This window comes from Agarivorans sp. OAG1, assembly GCF_037076485.1.
In the GTDB taxonomy this organism is placed as follows: Bacteria; Pseudomonadota; Gammaproteobacteria; order Enterobacterales; family Celerinatantimonadaceae; genus Agarivorans; species Agarivorans albus.
This window is the reverse complement of sequence record NZ_AP028990.1, coordinates 3,753,834-3,772,081: the sequence shown is the minus strand read 5'-3', so window position 1 is coordinate 3,772,081 and position 18,248 is coordinate 3,753,834. Positions and strand designations below refer to the sequence as shown.

The following is an 18,248-nucleotide window of genomic DNA, read 5'->3' as shown; positions in this document are numbered from 1 at the left end:
ATTTAGTGGTTTTCCGTTCAAATGAGCGTAAAGCATGGTTTTAATTAAGCTTTAGCGAATTGAGCTGTTCAGTTTTTTGGCGATGTTCGCTTCCTCATCTTATAGGTTTGTAGATGTATTTTTCTAAAGTATTACCTTTGTCTTGGTTGTTGTTACTTGCACTTAGTGGCTGCGGAGGCTCAAGCGATTCGCCAGAACCCCAGTCGGAAGAAGACGTGACTCCTGTCAACCCAGTTGAGCCAACAGAACCAGAGCCCAATGAGCCGGTTGATCCAGACCCTAGTGAACCGGTAGATAATTCATTACAAGCCAGTATGCTGCGCTTAGTTAATGAAGCTCGCGGTGAAGGCCGTAATTGTGGCAGTACATTTTACCCAGCCGTTGCGCCTTTAAGCTCAAACCTGTCTTTGCAATTGGCTGCTGAAGAACACTCTAACAATATGGCTAACTATGACTTCTTTTCTCACACGGGCTTAGATGGCTCAAGCTCTGCTACTCGAGCTAGTGCTCAGGGTTACAGTTGGTCTTATGTGGGAGAAAACATCGCCGCTGGGCAGCGCTCGTTAGAAGCCGCAATGAGTGGTTGGCTTCAAAGCAGTGGCCATTGCGCCAATATTATGAATGCGAACTACACCGAGTTAGGCGCCGCAAAGGCCGAAAATGCCAGCAGCAGTTATGGCATTTATTGGACTCAAGTTTTTGGCGCGCAACGTTAGCTTATTAAGCGAACTTACTAATTGATTTAACCAAACCCAGGGCAGCGGCTCTGGGTTTACGTTTATCTGGCGCGGATCTTGGCTATTTCCTTTTCATCAATGCATAACCCAGCGCCGATGTATTGAAGTTAACCCCCATGTTATCGAAGTTCTTAAACAGGTTTACTCGAACAAAATTTTAGCGGCCAAAGATCAACGGACCTTCGTTAACCATAAAGCAATTGGCGATTTTTGTTGATGGGTTCAAAACACTATGGCCTTGTTTTGTTATTCTGCAATTTTGAGGGGAGTGAGTTTGATGGCAACAACACTGGCTTTTGATGTTTATGGCACCCTTATCGACACCCAAGGTGTTCTAAATAAACTGCGCGAATATATGGGCGAGCAGGCCGCGCCTTTTTCACAAGCTTGGCGAGATAAGCAATTAGAATATTCGTTTCGCCGAGGCTTAATGCAAAACTACCAAAACTTCGCCTTGTGTACCGCGCAAGCCTTGGACTACTGCTGCCAAGTGTTTCGGGTGCCACTCTCTGAGCAACAAAAGCAGAGCTTGTTGGCTATTTACAAAGTATTGCCCGCTCATCCTGAAGCAAAACAAGCTTTAGCAGGCTTACAACAAGCGGGCTTTAGGCTTTATGCTTTTTCTAACGGTCAACAAGCTGCAGTTGAACTGTTATTAGAAACTGCTGAGATCCGGCAGTTTTTTAGTGCAGTGGTGAGTGTTGATGAGGTAGAAAGTTTCAAACCTGATCCAGCGGTTTACCAGCATTTTCTCAATAAAACTCATAGCCAAGCTAAGAACACTTGGTTGATTTCTTCTAATCCCTTTGATGTTACTGGTGCGGTTTCGGCAGGTTGGCAGGCTGCATGGGTACAACGGTCGCTAGCTGTGGTGTTCGACCCCTGGGAGCTAGCGCCCACTGTTACTATCACCTCCTTATTAGATTTAGCGGAGGCCTTGCCGGGTTAAGCAGGCTGTTTTATTTTGAACTCGCGCTAAGTTTACAGCCTTGCATATTGCTACAGTGCTGCACGTAGACAGGTATTCATTTCAAGCTGAAAGGTAGTTGTAATATGGTGCAAGTAGATAAAAAACATTCGCAACAAATTTACTATTTCGATGACGCTACTTTTGCAGAGCAAACCCAATGCCAAGAAGTGATTTACGACTACAACCATAGTCGGCCTTCCGAAATAGAACGACGTGCTAAGTTGCTTAAACAGATTTTTGCTGAAGTGGGCGAAGATTGCATGATAGAGCCGCCATTGCAGGCCAACTGGGGTAAACATACCCATCTTGGTAACAAGGTATACGCAAATTTTAACCTAACCTTAGTAGACGATACCTATATCTACATTGGCGATTACACCATGATTGGCCCGAATGTCACCTTGGCAACAGCCGGTCACCCAATAAACCCTAAACCACGCCAGCAAGCAGCTCAGTTTAATGTGCCTATTACTATTGGGCGTAATGTATGGATAGGCGCAAACTCGGTGGTATTGCCGGGGATTTCGATTGGAGAAAATAGCGTTATAGGGGCGGGCAGTGTGGTGACCAAAGACATTCCCGCTAACGTGGTGGCAGTGGGTAACCCCTGTAAAGTATTACGTGAAATTAGTGAGCGCGATAAGCAGTTTTATTACAAAAACTTAGCTTTTGAATAAGTGAGTTTGTCCGCTACTAGGTTTGCCGGAGTACTTAACTAAAGCACGCTACAGCTATTATTTCATTGGTCTTCGCCCTATTCGAAGACAGTTATTGTTTATTGTTCTAATAAGTAGCTTTCCTCTTTTGTTTGCACCTACTAAGTTGACGTAAAGCGAATCTTTCCTACCTTTACAGTAACTACCGAGTAAAAAATCATTAACTCTACATTAGCTAGAGCGGTTGCCACTCTAGGTATTTGCTGCTGTTTGGGTTGTTGGCATTTTAGGCTGAGCGCGACGCTCATTAAGCGACACAATATTAAGGACTAACTATGAAAAGGATTTTGGCTACTTTGGCGTTAATACTTGGTTTAGGCTTTATGTCTTTAGCTTACGCCAAGCCAGATAAACCTAATATTTTTGTTATTTTTACCGACGATGTAGGAATCTCAAATCTAAGTGCCTACCACCGCGGCGTAATGAGCAGTGAAACGCCGAATATTGATAGTATTGCCGAAAAAGGCATGTTGCTCACCGATTACTATGCTCAACCTTCTTGTACTGCTGGGCGCTCAGCCTTTCTTACCGGGCAGTTTCCTGTGCGCACTGGTTTACATTCGGTGGGTTTACCTGGTGGGCCGGTTGGGTTAAACCCGGATACTCCTACGCTGCCAGAGCTGCTAAAAACCATGGGCTATCGCACCGGGCAATTTGGCAAAAATCATTTGGGTGATCGTGATGAGTTTTTGCCTACCATGCACGGTTTTGATGAGTACTGGGGCTGGTTGTATCACCTTAATGCGATGGAATATACCGAAGATCCAGATTGGCCAAAAGATCCTGCTTTTGAGCAGTTTGCTCCGCGCAATGTTATTTACGCTAAGTCAGACGGGAAAGGTAATCAAACCATAGAAGATGATGGCCCGTTAACTAAAAAGCGTATGCAGACTCTCGACGATGAAGTAAACAAACATGCCATTGATTTTATTGAGCGAGCTGTGAAAGCAGATGAACCATTTTTTACTTGGTATTGCCCGTCTCGAGGTCATGTTTGGACACACCTTTCACCAGAATATGAAGCAATGCTGGGTCAAAATGGCTGGGGCTTGCAAGAAGTAGTGATGAAAGACTTAGACGATCACGTTGGTGAAATGCTCGCAAAACTCGAAGAACTAGGCGTTGCTGATAATACCATTGTGATGTTTACCGCCGATAATGGTCCAGAAATTATGACTTGGCCTGATGGTGGAATGACCCCTTACCATGGGGAAAAAGGCACCACTTGGGAGGGGGGAGTTAGAGCGCCGCTATTGGTTAGTTGGCCTGGCAAGATTCCAGCGGGCAAAGTCCATAATGGTATGTTTGATGGAATGGATTGGTTACCTACATTGGTTAGCGCAGCTGGTGGGCCAGAGGATTTAAAACAGCAGATGCTAGAGGGCTTTAAGGGCTTCAAAGCCCATTTAGACGGTTACAATCAGCTAGATATGTTAATTGAGAACAAACCGTCGAATCGCGAACATATCATCTACTATGAACGAGACAAGTTACAGGCTGTGAGGGTAGGTGATTGGAAAGCACACTTCGTTGTGCAAAACCAAGGCTGGAGTGGACCAAAAGAAGAGCTAAACGCGCCTCTGTTATTTAACCTACGTCGTGACCCTTATGAGCGAGCCGCCGAAGAGTCAGGAATGTATATTAAGTGGATGGGTGAAAAAATGTGGGCATTTGGTCCAGCTCAAGCAGCGGTGCAGAAGCATCTAGCGAGTTTTGAGAAGTGGCCAGTGGTGACGGCCAACGACGCCGCCAATGTTGGTGGTGTTGGCAACTAAAGTTTTCCTTATCTGTAAGCGACAAAGCCAGCACTATGCTGGCTTTGTCGTTTATAAGTATTGGTCTATTGGCAGATATCTCCCGTTAATATAGGTACTTCTGAGCTTCCATTGCTACTGCCTTGGAAACCAAAACTCACAGTCTCGCCAGGTTCTACTTTGGTATTCCAAGCTGCGTTGCTTACTGTGTAAGGACCGTCGCCAGAAAGCTCGCCATTCCAAAGTTGGGTAATGCTACTGCCATCGCTATAGGCCCAAGTTACTTGCCAACCGTTAATCGCTTGCTCACCAGTGTTGATGATGCGAACTTCTGCGTTAAAGCCTGATCCCCATTGGTCAACAATTACGTACTCACAACCTGCTTGGCTTGGCGGTAGTGCAGTAATTATCAGCTCTTGGTTACTGCTGGTTTCTAACAAGCCATCTGACACAGTGAGCACAACCGCGTAGCTACCGGCCGCTTCATAGTCGTGATTAGCAGTAACGCCAGTGGCTGTATAACCATCACCAAAGTCCCATTGATAACTAAGGGTATCGTTTTCTGCATCGCTAGAGCCGCTAGCGTCGAAGCTGGCAGTTAAGCCTTGGCTGCTTGCATCAAAGCTGGCTATAGGCGCGGTGTTGGCGGTGGACTTAACATCAATGCTCACTAGCGCTGGGGCGGATTCTAGTGCTTCGTTGTCGGTTACACTAAAGCTAAAGTTGTCGGTGCCAACAAAGCCCGCAGTTGGGGTGTAGCTTAAAGCGGGGGGCGTACCGCTTAAAGTGCCATTGATTGGCTGACTAAGTATTTGATAGCTCGTAATTTCTCCACCGGTATCGCTGCCACTTAAGGTTATGCTAACGGGCGTATCTTGGGGAGTGGAAACTTTTTGCGGAGTGGCTATTGGCGTTCCCAAGGTATCTTCGGAGTAAGCTAAATCAATACAGCCATGGAAGCGCTCATAGGTCCAAGAGTTGCGGCCCCATTCGCCATAGATCACTTGGTGACCACTACGCTCAGGCAGGGTACAAGTGGTGGTAAAGGTCACCGCCTCTTTATTTGCGACTACCGCTGGATTGGCATTAGGTTGGCTATCATCGTAGGGCAAAACACAGAAGGGCTCTGCCTCAAAATCATCCCATGTTAAAGCTTTGCTTGGGTCAAATACAAAGCCAGGTTTAGTTATCCAGTAATGAAATTCACGGGTATCAGAGAAGTGGTTTCCCCATTGAATGTTCCACGTTATGTCTAAAGGGCCTGCTTGAGCAGCTTGCCCTGGCCAGCTTGTGGCTACATCCCATGGTGTTGCTCCACCCTGCCATGTTTCGCTGTCAAAACCACATACATTGTTGGGCAGCGGCGAAACCACTGCGCGGCCTTCGGTATGAGTGAGTACACTCATAAACTTATAGCCACCTTGTTGGTCATTTTCAAAAGCGTCAATACAATGAGCGCTGCTAGCTTGATCAGGTTTTTCTGTTAAGCCACACAGCGCATTTCGTGATGGTGGATCTACGATTAAACCATGCGCAAATGCTTGGCTGGTTCCTAGTAGACATAATGAAAATATTAGCTTGTTAGTCATGTTATTCCCTTTTGTTGTGAGTGGAATGAACACCAGCTTGAAGCCAGCGCGCAACCTACCGTTATCAAGGCTGTTTGTTATAGTTTTCAACCTTGGTAAAGCTCAAATAACTACGACTACTCATTTCCGTAATGATTGTTGAGTTAATTAAGGAACGTAGTTGAGCTTATTGCGCGATTCCAGAAATCTGCTGAAGCAAGGCTTTAGTGAGTTTCATTGGTAATTGATTATGTTGTCACTAATCACATTTTGTTGGTAAAAGGGTCAATAAAAGAGGGGTAAGGCTGGAATGTTTGCTGCTGGTATTGGTTTGAGTGCTGGGATAAATCACATTTAGCAAATAAATTTTGAATGATATTTAAGCAAGTATAAAAGGCTGCAGCTGATACCGTATTGGGTATTCACTATTATTTAAGCATTAGAATACCGTTGTTGAGTTGGGCATTTATATTGTGTTCATGTTTGATTTTTTGGCGCCACTTTGTGGCTATTTGCTGCAGTTCTCCTTCCGCTTGCATGTCCTTAAAAGCCTGTTGCCATTGCTCTGCGTTGTTAAACTGCTTAGACATCGCAATATACACAGCTTGCTGTTTGAGCTCTCTAAGTAAAATAAAGCTACTGGGGTCTATGCCAAGTTCACTGGCAACAATCTGTAAACCGGCACTCTCATAAGCAATAGTGCTAATTCGTTTTCTAGCTAACAATTGGATGTTTAGCTTATGGCTACTGTTTACCGATAAGTTGCTTAATCCTTTTTGGGCAAGCCATTCGTGGCGAATATCACCGTTTGCCACGCCAATAGTTGGGTAATCGGTTAGCTTTTCATAGGTGTTTGGATTGCTTTTTAAGCCATACAAACCCCATGTTTTAATAAGAACCGGTCCAATCCAATTGAGCTTTTGATCGCGCTCAGCGTTACGGCTAAAGGAAAACACCATGATGTTGTGGTTATGGTAAGCAGTTTTTAATGCGCGTGCTTCAGGTACCATTTCTAGCTTGGCATCAATGTTTAAACGTTTCGCTAGAGAATAAACAATATCAACCACATAGCCTTGAATCTGGCCATCTTCATCTAAGTAGCTGGCAGGTGGTTCATTTACGGTAATAAACCTAATCGGCGAGCTCGAAGCTACCGCCTGACTAAGGATAAAGTGAACAACAATTAGCGCAAATACCAGCGGTTTTAACATAGAGTGAACAGAGTGCTTGAATGGACTAAGTGTAGTTCAAACTCTTGGCGTTAAAGCTTCTAAATCAGTTGTTAGCGGTTTGTTCGTCGGCACAGCATTCGTCTTGTAAAAAACTAATTACCGTTTGCAGGCATTCAAACTCTGCCACGCAATAAAGTGTTCGTCCTTCCCTGCGCTGGCTAAGCAAGCCTGCAGATACCAAGCTGGATATGTGATGCGACAAGGTTGAGCCAGGAATGGCCAACTTTTCTTGTAATCCGCCTACTGCGATACCGCTGTAGCCCGCTCTTACAACACTACGGTAAATGCTTAGGCGAGTAGGGTGACCCAGTTCTTTTAGGGCTTTAGCGATGTTTTCAGTATTCATAGGGGGTTCTCTTTAAACGCATATTTCGATATTACTAGAAATATCTTGTTTTTTCCAATGCTCAAGTATATATTTCGAATAATCTAGAAATTTGGAATTAATTTGATGTTTAACATAAATAGTGAAATGGCTTGGCAGGCCTTAAATATGTTTGGCTTTCTAGCGATAGAGTTAACCTTGTTGTTTTTAGCTATTAGCTACTTGGTTGGGGTATTGCAGCTGTATATACCGCCACAAAAAATCCAACGTATCTTGAGTGCTAAAAATGGTTCGGGTTATATCGTGGCGGGCTTTTTGGGCGCAATAACACCGTTTTGCTCTTGTTCAACCATTCCCTTTTTAAAGGGCTTATTACGCGCTAGAGCGGGATTTGGCACCCTGATGGTATTCCTGTTTGCCAGCCCATTGCTTAACCCGATAATTATTGGTTTGTTTGCGGTAACTTTTGGCTGGAAAGTGAGTGTGTTTTACTTTGCCATTGCCATGGGGGTATCGGTAGTTGCTGGGTATTTGTTAGAGAAGCTAGGGTTTGAAAAGTACGTAAAAGCAGAATCTTATCTTGAGCCAGAAGCCAAAAAATGTGGTTCTTCTTGTTCAGGCAAGCCCGCTGTAGAGCGCAACAAGTGGTTGAAAATTTGGGACAGTACTTGGCTGGATTTTAAAAAGGTATTGCCTTACTTAATTGGCGGTATTGCGGTTGGTTCGTTGATTTACGGCTTTATGCCAAGTGAGTTGATTGCCCAATTTGCGAGCAAAGATAACCCATTAGCGGTGCCTGTAGCGGCTGTTATTGGTATTCCTTTGTACATTCGTGCGGAAGCGGTAATTCCTTTAAGTGCCGCTTTGGCAGCAAAAGGTATGAGTTTAGGGGCAGTAATGGCACTGATTATAGGCAGCGCTGGGGCAAGTTTGACCGAAGTGATATTGCTTAAATCCATCTTTAAAAATCAGATGATTGCGGCGTTCTTACTGGTAATTATTGGTATGGCCATTGGCGCAGGTTATTTATACAGCTTTTGGTTTTAAAGCAAATTAGCAAAGCTAGGGGTTGGGCTTTTTGGCCAAAACCCAAAGTGCCTTAGGGCTTACTCCTAGCTTGTCTTTATTCGCTCGGCTAAAGTTGGCTTGGTGTTTATAACCCAGTTGATGGGCTACTTCGGTAATGCTTAGCGAGCTTTCTGTAATCACGCTGTAAATTGTTGCCTTAGCGTAGTTCAAACAGTTCGCTGTGAAAATGCTTAAGTGGGTAGCCGAAGTGAGCCAGTTGTTGTTGTAAGTTACTAGAGAATGCAACGGGTCCACAAAACCAAATCTTACGTTGCATTAAGTCTTCAACTTCGTTTACCAATTGCTCTGCGCTTAATAAATCTTGGCGGCTGTTGTCGATAATTCTTAACTCCACCTGACTGCTCGAAGAGAGCTGCTGTAGCTCTTCAATTAACTTCGGTTCTAAGGTTTCACTGCAGTAATACAGGGTCGCCTTAGGCGGATTATTCATGGTTTGACGTTGTTGTAAAATGGCCGTGAAAGCCGCTATACCGATGCCTCCGGCAATCCATAATTGCGGTGCCGAATCATTAAAATCAAAGTTACCGTAGGGGCCTTCTACTTTTAGCTCTTGGCCGATGTTAAGGCGGCCTTTTAGGTTGGCGGTAAAATCACCTAGCTCTTTTATCAAGAAGCGCACGTGACCAGTGCCGGTATTAGTTGATGCAATGGTAAAGGGGTGTGGTTCTTCGCCCGGAAAACCAATAAACGCAAATTGCCCACTATTGTGGCCATGCCAGTTGGGCACGCTTAGGCGTAAATCGACAACTTTATCTTGGGGTAGAAATCTAAAGTTAGCCACTGTGGCGGTGTGCTGCTTAGTTTTACCAATACGGCCAAACAAACTATATACCGCAGCAACACTGCCCACCCAAATTAACGCTAAACAGGCATACGTTATGGGGTAAGGCCAATAGCTATGTTTAATTAAAATCACTGAGTGAAAGGCAATGGCTAAAAATGCTAGCGACATGAGTTTGTGCGAGTAACGAAACCCTTTGTACCTAATCACCCCCACTAAGGCGACAATTGCTAGCACTACAAAGCTGTAAAAGGCTACTTCGCCTACTTGTTCGGCCAATCCGCGTAAAGGACGCACCAGCGCATATAGCGAATCGGAATTATTGGGACCAGTGCCTTTAACGGGTTTGTCTAGTATTCCCGCTCTTACCAGTTGCTTAGGAATAATCGCCAGTAGCCAATGCACCACTGCTACTAATACCGAGGCGATGCCGAGGTGTTTGTGCAAACGGTAGGATTTGTCTAAGCCCTTGGTCAGCCATTCGATAAAGGGTAAGCGTAAGGCCAAAAGCATAGTAATACTCATTAAACCCACGGCTAACATACCGCTGTACTGAATGAGCGCTGAACGCCATTGAAAAAAGTTATCTGAAGAAAACAGGTTGGGTTCTGCTTGTAGCCATAATCCGCTAATGGTGGCTAAGAGCAGCATTATAGTTGCAGTTGTTTTACGCATGATTCGGCCTTACTCATCCTTTGGTAACAAGTATAAAAAGGCCAGTCTTTAGTTAGGTAAAGCTAGGGTAAAGAAGTGTAAAGTCGTTGTTTGCATAGACGTGAAAAATGGAAAACAAGCTAGATGAATAGAGTAGGATGTTCATCTAGCTTGGGTGTTGAGTTGGCTAAAACCCTTCCAACACAATCTTTCCTTTGGCTTTTTGCGACTCGATAAAGGCGTGAGCTTGTTTGAGGTTGTCGGCATTTATTTGGCCAAAGTGTTCACCTAAGGTACTTTTTATCTTCCCTTGATCAATGAGTGTAGCCACTTCGCTGAGTAACTCATGCTGTTTAATCATGTCCTCGGTTTGGAACATTGAGCGGGTGTACATAAACTCCCAGTGTAACGAGATACTTTTTAGCTTGAGCAGTTTTACATCTAACTCAGCTGGGTCATCAATTAAACCAAACTTTCCTTGTGGCTTAATAACTTTAACAATCTCGGCCATATGTTCGTCGGTATTGTTTAAGCTCACCACGTAGTCGATGTTGTTTTGCTCGGCTAACTCTTCACTTAAAGGGTTGCGGTGATTAATAATTTGGTCGGCCCCCAATTCTTTTAACCAAGCCTGGGTTTCGGGACGAGAGGCGGTGGCAATAACCTTAAGCTTGGTGAGCTGTTTTACCAGTTGAACCATGATTGAGCCTACGCCGCCAGCGGCACCAATGATTAAAATAGACTTTGGCTCAGTTTTGCTCACTTGCAAGCGGTCGAATAGCATTTCCCACGCGGTTAGCGCCGTGAGAGGTAAGGCGGCCGCATTTGCTGTTGGAATGCTAGTTGGCGCCAAGCTAACTATGCGCTCATCTACCAGTTGGTACTCTGCATTGCTGCCAGCGCGAGTTAAGTCACCGGCATACCAGACTTTGTCACCTACCTTGAAAAGCTGGGCTTGGTCGCCAACTTGCTCCACAGTGCCTACTGCATCCCAACCGATTACTTTCCATTGGCCTTGTTCGGCGGAGACATTGGCGCGAATTTTAGTATCAACAGGGTTTACAGAGATGGCTTCAACTTTTATTAATAAGTCTTTGCCACTGGCGTTAGGCTTTGGCAGCTCAATATCTTGCAGGGATAAGTCTTCACTAATTGCTAGCGCTTGTTGGTAGGCTACAGCTTTCATTGGTGGCTCCATTAGGGCAAAAATCCAGATAACTCAGTGTAGTAAAGTTTAGCTATAGGAAAAACACAGCTGCAATTAAATCACTTTCAATTTATTTTTGATAATCAGTGAGAAGTGCGTAATTGCTCTGGCTAAATAGCACTAAAGAAATAACGGGCAGCTAGCTGGAACAGTTGTTCGTTGGTGTCTGCTTCTAGCCCGTGCAAGGCGCGCTGTGGCCGTTGGCTGTTTAGCCATTGGTATTCGCCACCTATAAACCAGTTTTTGTTTAACCTATATTGGTAGGCGAAGGTAAGGCCTTTACCGCGCTCGTTATTGTCATCCAAGGGAGTGTTATCGCGGTCGATGTTTTCAAAGGCTTCTACCCGCAGGCTCACTCGGTGCTTCTTTTTAAAGTTGTTGGTGAGCATGGCAAAACCATTGGCAAAGTCCATCTTTACAGCATCTTGGCGATCGAGCGATTGCATCAAGGTGGAGCCGTTCATGTATTGCCACAATAGTTGCCACTGCTTGTTAATTCGCCATTTTCCACCTAAGTGAGCAAAGCGGGTTCGCCACGCGTAGTCGCCACCATCAATTAAGTAAGGTTTAGCCAGGTTATCGTAGTATCCCACTCTAAACAGGGCATGGCGTCTGATGCTCCAGTCCAAGTTAGTATGAAAGCCGGGACGATGGTCGATTTCTTTAAATGGATTTGAACGGCGGGTTTGATCGGCTAATGCGGGTTGTAATGGTTCGGGGAACGGGCGAGTTTCCCCCCATAAGGTTTGTCTCGAGCTACTGGTCCAGCCGTGCCAAGCTAATAAGGCCCCTGCTGGGTCGTTGGCCACAAACAGCATGCCGCTTAGTGACAAGTTGTGTTGGGAGTTAGAGAATTTACCTAAGCGCTCTAGTTTGGCTTCGATGCCGGTGGTGCGAATTTCTTCTCCAACCCAAGTGTTAAGTGTAGAGGCGTTTAAAGTGTAAGGCGTGGCCCATGCGGTGGCGGTGTTTTCTAAGGAAATACTCGGATACATAATGCCCGCTCGGCCCGACCATCGAAGGCCACTCTCTGAGGGGAGACCTTTATAACTAAAAAAAGCCTCAGTAAAACCTAGCGCACTATCTTCTTGATCGAGCCAGCCATTTAAAACCAGTTTGCCAGAGAAGCCGTTATCCCAGTGAGCGCTTAAATCTAAGCCTGCTTGAGTAACAGAAAGTTGGCTTCCATCAGAGTAGCCAAATTTGCCGTAGCCACCTTTTACATAGCTGTCACTGCTATCTACATGGCTAGCGCGTAAATCGAGGATCCCTCTGGCGCTATATTCCGCAGCCTTGGTGGTGTTTAGCGTAGCTGTTAGCATCAAACAGATGCTGAAAATAATTCCCTTATTCGGCAAACTCGATGCTCTCCTGAGCGAGTAATTCATACAATTCTTTAGCGGGTTTTGGGCGACTAATAAAGTAGCCTTGTGCTAAATTGCACTTGGCTTTTTCCAGCCAACGCAAGCTCTCGATATCTTCAATACCCTCTGCTACTACACTTAAGCCCATGTTGTGCGCCAGCTCAATGGTCGACTTCACAATAATGGCATCGTCGGCATCAATGGCGAGCTTTTGTACAAAAGATTTGTCAATTTTGAGCTCATGCACCGGTAGGCGTTTTAACTGAGCAAGGGACGAGTAACCGGTGCCGTAGTCATCAATAGACAATTTAAAGCCACGTTTTTTAAAGCGAGCCAGCAAGGCGATCGCTGTTTCTGGGTCGTCAACTAACGCGCTCTCTGTGACTTCTAAGGTGAAGGATTCCGCAGCTAGTTGTTTGTTTTCGATATTCTGGCAAATGAAGCTATAGAAGTTATCGTCTTTTAGGTTTTCGCCAGAGATATTGATCGCGATGTTGACGTCGACACCTTTAACTTTCCAAGCTAGGCTTTGTGATAAGGCTTCTAAAAATACCCAGCGAGTGAGCGGGTTAATTTGCCCCGTATGTTCGGCAATTTCGATAAATGCATCGGGTGGAACCATGCCTAACTCTGGGTGTTGCCAACGTACTAAAGCTTCTACATGAGTGATTCTGTTAGCGGCAAAGCTAAACTTTGGCTGGTAGTGCAGGGTGAGCTGGTTATTTTGAATGGCCTTTTTAAGATCGTTAATTAGGCTTAAGCGTTCAACGGTATTGGTATCGGCACTTGGGTCGTAGATGTAACAATGGCTGCGCGCTTCTCGACAGTGATTTAAGGCCGCATCTGCCTTTTGTAGTAACTCTTGCGGGTTTTGGCCATGCTCTGGAAATAAGGCTACACCCACATGTGTTTGCAGCTGTAGATGCATATCTTGAAAATTACAGCCTTCGTGCATTTGCATACTAATAAGCTGCAAATGTTGTTGTACGTTGTCTCGGGTTACATTTGGCAGCAATACAATAAATTCATCGGCACCAATGTGACACAGGTAGTGTTCGCTTTTTAGTGTGCTTAGGCGTTTGCCGGCTTCTTTAATTAGCTGGTCGCCAGCTTGGTGGCCTAAGGTATCGTTTACTTGTTTTAGACGACAAATGTTTAAGTGGAACATCGCAAAGGGCTGTTTGCTGTCAGCTGTAAGTTGAGTAAGTTTATTGGCCAGCCAGTTGCGATTGGGTAACTCGGTAAGAGGATCGTGGTTTAAACGGTGGTTAATGGCTTGTTCACGACTGAGCACCTGTTCTTGCATGTTGTTAAATTCGCTGGCTAGTTGGCCAAGCTCGGTTCTGTCGTTAATCGATACCGGCGTTTGATAATCACCGGCGGCTAGCCGCTTAGCTTGTTTCACCAGCAGCTTAATTGGCCGGGTAATGTCATCAGCAATCAGGTAAGCCGCTATCATCGAACAGAACAGTGTGAGTGCAGTGAGCAGTAAAATTTGCACCCAACTTTGTTGAATCACTGCCACTAGGTTGTCTCTAGAGCTATGCAGCACTACATAAAATGCGCTTTCACCCGCAACGCTAAACTGTTGGTGCAGAGCAATTACATCACTGTCGGTTTGGCTTAGTAAGGCTTTAGCGCTAGCAACATTGGCATCGGGATTACTTGAGCCCAACAAAGACCATGTTTGCTGTTGCTCTAGGATAAAGTCGGTTTGCAAGCCGGTTTGGCTTAAAAAGCTTTCTGCCAAGGAGGGGCCAATTTCGTAACCAAAACCGACCCAACCAATAATCGCTGGACCACTCTTTATCGCTGAAAGGTGTAGTTGGTAAAGTTGGCTGCCAATGGCGTAGTAGGGAGGTAGTTGGTTTTGTTGTAAGGCTGGCATAAAGGCAAAAGTTTGGCCTTGTTGTTCACCTCTTACTACTTTGGGGTTTTGATTTCCTTGTTGGCTATTTACTAGTTGTAGCTCAATCATGCCTGAAGGCGTAACTACCATGGAGAGGTCGGCATTTATGCGCTTACCATGATTGTGCAGGGCAATCGCAACACTGCGTTTGTCCTCACCAAATACACTTTTTAATCCGTAATCGTTGGTGACGGTTTCGGCAAAGCTGCTTAGGTAAAAGCCTCGGCGATTAAACTCACTTTGAAATAGAGCGTTAGCTTTGCTTAGCTGTGAGTCGATGGCTAATTTTTCTTTTAGCCTTAAGGAGTCGTAGGTAGACCAAAATGAGATCGCTTGAAGCAGTAACAATAGCGATACTATCAGCAGTAGTATTTTGGTCTTTATGCTTTTCATCGGCGCTCCTGCCAATTAGTACTCTGAGAGAAAATCAAAATCATCCGGATTTTGCTGTTCTAGTTCTTCATCTTCTAAAGCGTTGGGCAAGCTAAGTGCTAGTTTACCATCGTTATTAATGTTTAGCTTTTGGCTAAGTTGCTGGTTAGCTGTTTTAAGCTCTGGATGCCAAACCACCAGTTGGTAGTCTCCCGCTGGCACCGCAGTAAACTCAACCATTCCTTGGGCATCGGTTTTGTTAAACAAAGGTGTATCAACCAATAATAAATATGCGCCCATCCAATCATGAATATTGCAGCCCATAGGTACCACGCCGCTGTGGTCGAAGTCATGTTTGCTGTGGGTCTCTCCCGACTTGATTTGAAATGAAAACTTATTATCACCGGCAGCCGAATATATGTGGTGAGTAATGTTGTCGTCATTATTAAAATCGACTTGGTTGCCACGTTGCGCAACGCTGATATAGGGAACAAAGGCTTTATCTCGTTGGCCAATAACCACAGTTTGCTGGTTTATCTGCTTGAGTTGATGGCCTTGTGGCTCGAGATAAACCACCACATTGGCGGCGGGGCTGCCATCGGGTTGGCTGAGACTTAGCTGATAGCTAAAACTTGAATTGGCAAGGCTCGAAAAGCTGAGAACTATTAGAGTTAGGCTGGTGACTATGTTTCTCATCGGCATCCTTTCGCCACATTACTGGTGGCTGATGAAATCTGTTGGTGGTTTGGTTCTAGTATTTAGACCTTAGCACTTAGTCAAATATTACAGCCTATTTGGCTTGGGCATAACTGAGTTATTTAAGTGTAAGCACTTGGCTGTTAATTGAGGAGCAGAAATTGCGCTAAATGCGGCATAGATAGAAAAAGCCTAAAGCAAATGAGTACCTTAGGCAGGCTGTTATCTTAATCGTTGTTGCTTAATGCATGTAAGGCTGCGGCCCGGCGAGTTTCATGTTCATTCATAAAGTAGCAGCGGTGGGTATAAGCAGAGGTTAGGGCTTTATGCTTATCTAGGTCTGGATAACGTTGGTCGTAACGCTCACTAAAGTTTAAGTATTGGCGATGGTTTAACTGCCTTACAGAGTTAGCTAGCTCGCTAGGTACCTGATATTCAGCGATGAGTGCTTGGTAATCTTGTTGGTGTACCGCTACCCGCGCATGGTTTTTTAAGTGTTTTGCGGCTGCCATGCATGCTGCCGCTTCGTTAAGTTCAAACATCATTTCTGCAGCTTGAGGTGGTAGCTCTTTGGCTTGGACGGTAAGTGCTAGGCCCGCGCTAAAAGCGACTAAAAGTAATTGGCGAAAGGTCATGTAATTAGCCTTGAACAAGAGGTTTTAATAAGAATAAGGCAGCGTTATAGAGGTCAATTATTAAATAAATATTACGGCTAGCACTTAATTTTAGTAATTGCTTTAATTAATAAAAATGAAATCTTAGTGTCATATTTTGAATTCAGTATCCTCCGCCAAATCAACTAGATAACTGGCGATATGGAGACGTTACCCAATGCCGAATTCAACTAAATCAGTGTTTCGTGCTGCTTTATGCGCTGCGACAGTGAGCGCACTACTTAGTGCTTGTAATAGTGATAGCAATAATGACCAAGATACTTCAAGCCCAATTGTACCGGCATCGCTGTCTATTGGTTTGTTACCAGATACCCAAGGAAATGGTTGGGAAGTAGCGCAACACCCCATGGAAGCTGTGTTGGCTAAGCACCAAGCACATGGCGTTGATTTGGTTATTCCGGTAGGTGATTTAACCAATCACGGTTCAACCAAAGAATGGGCAGAGTGGCGAGAGGTTGCTGAGAAGTACCGTGAAGCGGGCATGGAGTTTTTGCCAGTAATGGGCAACCACGAAACCAGCTGGGCTTACACGGTAGAATGGATTGAAAACATGCGTCACTACATTCCTGAAGACGCAGTTCACATGCCTAGTGCCGAGTGGCTTAACTATTACATTATTCGTGAAAACGTATTGGTGATTGGCCTTGCTTATTACAACCTACCGATTGCCTTTGGTTGGATTAAAGATGTAGTTGCAGAACATGAAGGTAAGTTTGAACATGTGGTAATTGCCAGCCACGATGGTTTGATTGGCGCTAAGTATGGGCAAACCCGTGAGCAAATTGTACAGGGCACTAAAGATGACAATCGCCTGTTTGATATTCATAAAGAGATCCGAGAGTTATTTGCCGAAAAAGATGTCATTTGGGTGCAAGGACACGAGCACATGTATCAGCGCTCGCAAGTGCATGCACGGGTATTAGGTTCTAATGATCCTGGTGGGCGCAATGCCGAACCGTTGGCATCTACCCCTAGTGGTGGTAATTACCGTATGCCATCTTATACCCAAATTGTTAGTGGAAATGCTTCTTACAAGGGTTATGAATACCGTTATGGCGAACGCGAGCTGATTCAAGATGTGATTCAACACAAAATGGATAGCATGAGCAATGGCTCGGAGCATTACGATGCCAACGCCGCAATGTTACACTTTGACGGTTCAAGAGTAGATTACCGTGCTTACTCGGCGCCTCATACCATTAAGGCTAACAGTGATGGTCCTAAAGAATTGCTAGAGCCAAACTGGACCTTAATGGACAGCTTTAGCCGCAGCTCTAACCGTTGTGAGTCATTGATCTATCCAAACTCGATACCCGATGATCAGCGCCCAATTCTTAACCATATTGTTGAATACAAAACCGCATCGTGTATGGCCGATGACCAAAGTACGGCCAAGCTGTTAGGCGGCACAAATAATACCTTTAACCGGGTAGACACCACCGAACGAACCATGGGGTATACGGCAGGCTTTAACCGTGCCGAAAGCATGAACGACATGATGCGTTTAAGCTACCAGTTCTTATTTACCAAGCATTCTTCTTGGGATGTAAATTTAAATGGTAATAACCGAGTAGTGCCTAATTACGATTCAATTCAACCTGATGAGTCTGGCGCAGAAACTGGCCATGTAGTGCTACCTGCCACCACCATCGACATGAAAAAGCACCTCACCTTGAGTTGGATGCCTAAAGAGTCTGCTACGGTTTCTGACGTGTTGCTAGTGAGTGGTACCCAAGTGCATGGTGGGGTTTATCAAAATGCCTACGGCGGTGAAGTAGATATTCGCACCATAGCCGGCCAGCCTGGCTCTCAACCCGATGGAACGGCCAAACAACCGGTGGTCGATTTACCAAGTTATGCAACTCAAGCTTGGGATGTAGAACAGATCATTGCTGATCCATATGGCATTGAGTTCACCACCGAGAACTTGGCACAGGCAGAGAACTTAAACCTTGCTTGGAAAGCCGACGGTGAATGGCAAGCGGTAGCGGCATCTGAATGTGTGCTCGATTTGCCATGGGATGAAGACTACTTAACTAACCCGCCTGCACGTATTACCAGCTGTAGTGACCAACCCCTAGTTGGCTACGACAGCCAATATGGTGGACGCTGGTGGATGATAGCGCAGCAAGATGTAGAGTTAGCCTTAATTAATAAATAGGCATTAGCCACTGGGCGCCAATGGCGTGGCCCCGTGGCT

16 protein-coding genes are annotated in these 18,248 nt (G+C 45.1%); 6 read left to right on the top strand and 10 right to left on the bottom strand.

The window, feature by feature from the left end:
- Positions 1-113 precede the first annotated feature (113 nt).
- The 4 genes from OAG1_RS17150 to OAG1_RS17135 all read left to right on the top strand — a co-directional run bounded on the left by OAG1_RS17150 (position 114) and on the right by OAG1_RS17135 (position 4,198).
- Positions 114-716, top strand: a complete 603-nt coding sequence (locus OAG1_RS17150) for a CAP domain-containing protein (protein WP_338622147.1) — start codon at positions 114-116, stop codon at positions 714-716.
- 298 nt (positions 717-1,014) lie between these two features.
- Positions 1,015-1,686, top strand: coding sequence for a haloacid dehalogenase type II (locus OAG1_RS17145; protein ID WP_338622146.1), 672 nt, complete (start codon positions 1,015-1,017; stop codon positions 1,684-1,686).
- A 104-nt stretch (positions 1,687-1,790) separates the two neighbouring features.
- Positions 1,791-2,384: a sugar O-acetyltransferase gene (locus tag OAG1_RS17140; protein WP_338622145.1), complete on the top strand. Its 594-nt coding sequence runs from the start codon at positions 1,791-1,793 to the stop codon at positions 2,382-2,384.
- Between the two features lie 314 nt (positions 2,385-2,698).
- A complete protein-coding gene (locus tag OAG1_RS17135; protein WP_338622144.1) occupies positions 2,699-4,198 on the top strand; it encodes an arylsulfatase in 1,500 nt (499 codons plus the stop codon).
- Positions 4,199-4,263: 65 nt separating this feature from the next.
- Here OAG1_RS17135 and OAG1_RS17130 read toward each other — a convergent pair whose 3' ends face one another.
- The 3 genes from OAG1_RS17130 to OAG1_RS17120 all read right to left on the bottom strand — a co-directional run bounded on the left by OAG1_RS17130 (position 4,264) and on the right by OAG1_RS17120 (position 7,323).
- The gene (locus tag OAG1_RS17130; protein ID WP_338622143.1) at positions 4,264-5,766 is read right to left on the bottom strand and encodes a lytic polysaccharide monooxygenase; all 1,503 of its coding nucleotides are present in this window, start codon (positions 5,764-5,766) and stop codon (positions 4,264-4,266) included.
- A gap of 407 nt (positions 5,767-6,173) precedes the next feature.
- Positions 6,174-6,956 carry a transporter substrate-binding domain-containing protein gene (locus OAG1_RS17125; protein WP_338622142.1) on the bottom strand — a complete coding sequence of 261 codons (783 nt, stop codon included), beginning with the start codon at positions 6,954-6,956 and terminating at the stop codon, positions 6,174-6,176.
- Positions 6,957-7,020: 64 nt separating this feature from the next.
- On the bottom strand, positions 7,021-7,323 hold the full coding sequence (locus OAG1_RS17120; protein ID WP_152780238.1) for a metalloregulator ArsR/SmtB family transcription factor: 303 nt from the start codon (positions 7,321-7,323) through the stop codon (positions 7,021-7,023).
- A 105-nt stretch (positions 7,324-7,428) separates the two neighbouring features.
- Here OAG1_RS17120 and OAG1_RS17115 point away from each other — a divergent pair, with 105 nt between their 5' ends.
- Positions 7,429-8,349: a permease gene (locus OAG1_RS17115; protein ID WP_338622141.1), complete on the top strand. Its 921-nt coding sequence runs from the start codon at positions 7,429-7,431 to the stop codon at positions 8,347-8,349.
- Positions 8,350-8,364: 15 nt separating this feature from the next.
- Here the strand turns inward: OAG1_RS17115 and OAG1_RS17110 are convergent, their stop codons facing one another.
- The 7 genes from OAG1_RS17110 to OAG1_RS17080 form a co-directional block, all read right to left on the bottom strand.
- Complete coding sequence (locus OAG1_RS17110; protein WP_338622140.1) at positions 8,365-8,511, bottom strand: AraC family transcriptional regulator; 147 nt, start codon at positions 8,509-8,511, stop codon at positions 8,365-8,367.
- Positions 8,512-8,527: 16 nt separating this feature from the next.
- Entirely contained in the window at positions 8,528-9,847 is a 1,320-nt protein-coding gene (locus OAG1_RS17105) for a ferric reductase-like transmembrane domain-containing protein (protein ID WP_338622139.1), read from the bottom strand.
- Positions 9,848-10,013: 166 nt separating this feature from the next.
- Positions 10,014-11,012 (bottom strand): zinc-binding alcohol dehydrogenase family protein, encoded by a 999-nt coding sequence (locus tag OAG1_RS17100; protein WP_338622138.1) that lies wholly within the window; start codon positions 11,010-11,012, stop codon positions 10,014-10,016.
- Positions 11,013-11,143: 131 nt separating this feature from the next.
- Positions 11,144-12,355, bottom strand: a complete 1,212-nt coding sequence (locus tag OAG1_RS17095) for a hypothetical protein (protein ID WP_338622137.1) — start codon at positions 12,353-12,355, stop codon at positions 11,144-11,146.
- A 25-nt stretch (positions 12,356-12,380) separates the two neighbouring features.
- Positions 12,381-14,699: an EAL domain-containing protein gene (locus tag OAG1_RS17090; protein WP_338622136.1), complete on the bottom strand. Its 2,319-nt coding sequence runs from the start codon at positions 14,697-14,699 to the stop codon at positions 12,381-12,383.
- 15 nt (positions 14,700-14,714) lie between these two features.
- The gene (locus OAG1_RS17085) at positions 14,715-15,374 is read right to left on the bottom strand and encodes a hypothetical protein (protein ID WP_338622135.1); all 660 of its coding nucleotides are present in this window, start codon (positions 15,372-15,374) and stop codon (positions 14,715-14,717) included.
- A gap of 227 nt (positions 15,375-15,601) precedes the next feature.
- The gene (locus OAG1_RS17080) at positions 15,602-16,009 is read right to left on the bottom strand and encodes a hypothetical protein (RefSeq protein ID WP_016400456.1); all 408 of its coding nucleotides are present in this window, start codon (positions 16,007-16,009) and stop codon (positions 15,602-15,604) included.
- Positions 16,010-16,205: 196 nt separating this feature from the next.
- Here OAG1_RS17080 and OAG1_RS17075 point away from each other — a divergent pair, with 196 nt between their 5' ends.
- Positions 16,206-18,209 (top strand): metallophosphoesterase, encoded by a 2,004-nt coding sequence (locus tag OAG1_RS17075; protein WP_338622134.1) that lies wholly within the window; start codon positions 16,206-16,208, stop codon positions 18,207-18,209.
- Positions 18,210-18,248 lie beyond the last annotated feature (39 nt).